Origin of the sequence: Kitasatospora sp. NPDC097605 (assembly GCF_040302725.1) — a bacterium.
Classification (GTDB): Bacteria; Actinomycetota; Actinomycetes; order Streptomycetales; family Streptomycetaceae; genus Kitasatospora.
In genome coordinates, this window is sequence record NZ_JBEOSF010000082.1 from 1 (window position 1) to 3,813 (window position 3,813).

The 3,813-nt window shown below is 74.7% G+C and carries 2 protein-coding genes; both read left to right on the forward strand.

Annotation, left to right across the window (positions count from 1 at the left end; genetic code table 11):
- Positions 1–2,252, forward strand: a 2,252-nt coding sequence (locus ABTX81_RS39385) for an SDR family NAD(P)-dependent oxidoreductase (RefSeq protein WP_350555745.1), incomplete at its 5' end; no start/stop codon positions are given.
- Positions 2,253–2,284: 32 nt separating this feature from the next.
- Positions 2,285–3,813 (forward strand): type I polyketide synthase (locus ABTX81_RS39390; RefSeq protein ID WP_350555747.1); only part of this gene is annotated, 1,529 nt, incomplete at its 3' end.

Here is a 3,813-nt window from a genome sequence, read left to right on the forward strand (position 1 = left end):
TCGCATCCAACACCCGCCACCGGGTCGACCTGCCCACCTACGCCTTCGACCGCCGCCGCTACTGGCTGGAATCCGGGACCGCCACCACGGCCGCCGCGCCTGGCACTGACCCGGTGGAAAGCGCCTTCTGGGAGGCCGTCGAACGCGAGGACCTCGACTCCCTCGTCACCGCCCTCGAACTCGACGCCCCCGAGACCCTGCACTCCCTGCTGCCGTCCCTCGCCTCCTGGCGACGCCGCAGCCGCGAACAGGCCGTCACCGACTCCTGGCGCTACCGCATCACCTGGATGCCCCTGGCCGACCCGAAGACCGCCGTGCCGCAGGGCACCTGGCCGGTCGTGGTCCCCGCCGGCGTCCCCGAGGCGCAGCAGGTGGTCGAGGCACTGCGTGAGCAGGGCGTGAACGTGCTGCCCCTGGAGGTGAAGCCGGCCGACGCCGACCGCGAGACGCTCGTCTCGCAGCTGCGCGAGACGCTGGGCGGCGCGGCCCCCGCCGGGGTGCTCTCCCTGCTGGCCCTGACCGAGGGCGGGCACCCGGGTTGCCCGGAACTGCCGGCCGGGCTCGGCCTGACCCTGACGCTGGTCCAGGCCCTCGGCGAGGCCGGCATCGACGCGCCCCTCTGGCTCGCCACCCGCGGCGCCGTCACCACCGCACCGGCCGGGACCGCCGGGACCGATCAGCCGGTCGACCCGGTGCAGGCCGCCGTGTGGGGTCTGGGACGGGTCGCCGCGCTCGAACACCCGCAGCGCTGGGGCGGCATGGTCGACCTCCCGGAAGCCCTGGACCGCCGCGCCGCCACGCTGCTGTGCGCCGCGCTGGCCGGTCCCGACGACGAGGACCAGCTCGCCGTGCGCGGCACCCGGCTCCTGGTCCGCCGGCTGGTCCGTTCCTCGCCGGCCTCGGCGGACCCCGTCCCGGCCTGGAAGCCCCGGGGCACCGTCCTGATCACCGGCGGCACCGGCGGCATCGGCAGCCAGACGGCCCGGTGGCTGGCCCGCAACGGCGCGGAACACCTGGTCCTCACCAGCCGCAGCGGGGCGGAGGCCCCCGGCGCGCGGGAACTGGAGGCCGAACTCACCGGGCTCGGCGCCCGCGTCACCCTCGCCGCCTGCGATGTCACGGACCTCGACGCCCTGCGCGCGCTGGTCCGGCAGGTGGAGGCCGGCGGCTCGCCGATCCGCACCGTGATGCACATCGCCGGTGCGGGCGTACTGGTGCCGCTCGCCGACACCGACCTGCTGGAGTTCTCCGACACCGCCCACGCGAAGATCGTCGGCGCGGCCAACCTGGACGCGGTGTTCGACCGCGCCACGCTGGACGCCTTCGTGCTGTTCTCCTCGATCTCCGCGGTCTGGGGCAGCGGGGACCACGGCGCGTACGCGGCGGCCAACGCGTACCTCGACGGCCTGGCCGAGCGGCGCCGGGCCCGGGGCCTCGCCGCCACCTCGGTGGTCTGGGGCATCTGGAGCCCGGAGGACGGCGGCGGCATGGCCGCCAACCTCGCCGAGGAGCAGCTGCGCGGCCGCGGCATCCCGTTCATGTCGCCCAAGCTGGCGATCGACGCCTTCCAGCGGGTGCTGGACCACGACGAGACCGTGGTGGTCGTCGCGGACGTCGACTGGGAGCGGTTCGTGCCGGTGTTCACCTCCGCGCGGCCCAGCCCGCTGCTCGGCGGGGTGCCGGAGGTCGCCAGGATCCTGGCCACCGAGGCCGCGCCGGCCGAGCCCGGGGACGACGACTCCTCGGTGCGGCTGCGGCTGACCGGGCTCTCCGCCGAGGAGCGCCGGCGCGCCATCTCCGAGCTGGTGTGCACCCAGATCGCCTCGGTGCTCGGCTACCCCGGCCCGGCGGCCGTCGACGAGTCACGGGCCTTCCGGGAGCTCGGGTTCGACTCGCTGAGCGCCGTCGACCTCCGCAACCGGCTGAGCGCGGCGACCGGGCTGCGGCTGCCCGTCACGGTGGTGTTCGACTACCCGCGGGCCCGCGCGCTGGCCGACCACATCGGGGCCGCGCTCTTCCCCGACCAGGGGCGCCCGGCCCCGGCCGACCCCGCCGAGGCGGAGGTCCGGGAGCTGCTGGACTCCATTCCGCTGTCCCGGCTCCAGGAGTCCGGGCTGCTCGACGAACTGCGCAGGCTGGCCCAGTCGCCCGACACCGAATCCGCCGCGGTGCCCGGCGACGGCGACTCCGCGGATGCCATCGACGATCTGGACGTCGATGGGCTGATCCGCATGGCGTACGACAACAAGTGACCTCAGAGACGACGCGAAGAGCGGAGCAGATGATGACGAGCGCCGACGACAAACTCGTGGGAGCGCTGCGCGAGTCCCTGAAGGAGACCGAGCGGCTGCGGCGGGCCAACCAGCAGCTCACGGCGGCGTCCCGGGAACCGATCGGCATCGTCGCCATGAGCTGCCGCTACCCCGGGGTCGGTTCGCCCGAGGAGCTGTGGAACCTGGTCGCCGAGGAGCGGGACGCCATCTCCGGGTTCCCCGTCAACCGCGGCTGGGACCTGGACGGCCTCTATGACGCGGACCCGGACGTACAGGGCAAGGTCTACACGACCGAGGGCGGCTTCCTGCACGACGCCGACCGCTTCGACCCGGCGTTCTTCGGCATCTCGCCGCGCGAGGCCGCCGCCATGGACCCGCAGCAACGGCTGCTGCTGGAAACGTCCTGGGAGGCCTTCGAGCGGGCCGGCATCGACCCCTCGGCGCTGCACGGCAACAAGGTCGGCCTCTTCGTCGGCGCGGCGTACCAGGGCTGGGGCATCGACTACCAGAACGTGCCCGACGGGGTGCAGGGCCACCTGGTCACCGGCATGTCGACCAGTGTCATCTCCGGCCGCGTCTCCTACACCCTCGGTCTGGAGGGGCCGGCCGTCACGGTCGACACCGCCTGCTCGTCCTCCCTGGTGGCGCTGCACCTCGCCGTCCAGTCGCTGCGGCAGGGCGACTGCGCCATGGCGATGGTCGGCGGCGCGGCGATCATGGCCGACCCGCTCGGCCTGGTCGGCTTCAGCCGCCAGCGCGGCCTGGCGCTGGACGGCCGCTGCAAGGCGTTCAGCGAGGACGCCGACGGCATGGGCCTCGGCGAGGGCGTCGGGGTGCTGCTGCTGGAGCGGCTGTCGGACGCCCGGCGCAACGGTCACCCGGTGCTCGCCGTCGTCCGGGGCAGCGCGATCAACCAGGACGGCGCCAGCAACGGGTTGAGCGCGCCCAACGGTCCCGCTCAGCAGCGGGTGATCCGCGCCGCGCTGGCCAACGCCCGGCTCAAGCCGGAGCAGGTCGACCTGATGGAGGCGCACGGCACCGGAACCACACTCGGCGACCCGATCGAGGCCGGCGCGCTGCTCGCCACCTACGGCCAGGGGCGGCCGGAGGAGCGGCCGCTCTGGCTGGGCTCGGTCAAGTCGAACCTCGGGCACGCCCAGGCCGCGTCCGGGGTGGCCGGGGTCATCAAGATGGTGATGGCCCTGCGCAACGGGGTGCTGCCGCGCACCCTGCACGTGGACGAGCCGTCGCGGAAGGTGGACTGGGAGTCCGGCGCGGTGCGGCTGCTGACGGAGGCCCGGCCGTGGCCGCAGGGCGAGGAGCCCCGGCGGGCCGGCGTGTCCTCCTTCGGCGTGAGCGGCACCAACGCCCACATCGTGCTGGAGCAGGCCCCGGCGGAGGAGCCGGCCGCCGTCGAGGAGCAGGCGTCCGTCCTGGGTTCGGGGGTGGTGCCGCTGGTGGTGTCGGCGCGCAGTGCCGCGTCGCTGCGCGGCCAGGCCGAGCGGCTGGGCGCGCTGCTGGCCGGTGACGCCGCCCCGGG